The following is a 362-nucleotide window of genomic DNA, read 5'->3' as shown; positions in this document are numbered from 1 at the left end:
CCAGGCCCCGAAACGTTCAGGGCTGAGGCTCAAAGGGTGCATCAAGAGCGGTAGGACACCGATCGCCAACGTCCCGCACAAGGTCACCAAGGCAACGGGGAGAACTGTGTCCTGATGCCTCACCCGGCGCACCGCGGCCATTGCGCCGATCGCCGAAGCTCCGCAGATGGAGAACCCCGTGGCGATAAGCAACGCTGTTTCCGCGGGAAGTCGCAGCAGCCTGGCCAGTGCGTACGTTCCCGCGAAGCTCGCCATGACGATGAGGGTGATCAGGACCAGCGCCAACCATCCCAAACCCAGCACGTCCGCAATGCTGACCTTCAGTCCCAGGAAAACTATGCCTGCGCGCATGAGGTGCTTCC

1 protein-coding gene is annotated in these 362 nt (G+C 62.7%); it reads right to left on the bottom strand.

Features of this window, described 5'->3' with window-relative positions:
* A partial coding sequence (locus SB764_RS38770) for a putative sulfate exporter family transporter (protein WP_410866575.1) occupies positions 1-362 on the bottom strand: 362 nt, incomplete at both ends.

This window comes from Paraburkholderia sp. SIMBA_027 (assembly GCF_046535315.1).
Classification (GTDB): Bacteria; Pseudomonadota; Gammaproteobacteria; order Burkholderiales; family Burkholderiaceae; genus Paraburkholderia; species Paraburkholderia tropica.
The sequence above is the reverse complement of the archived record's forward strand: the minus strand, read 5'-3'. Positions and strand labels throughout refer to the sequence as shown.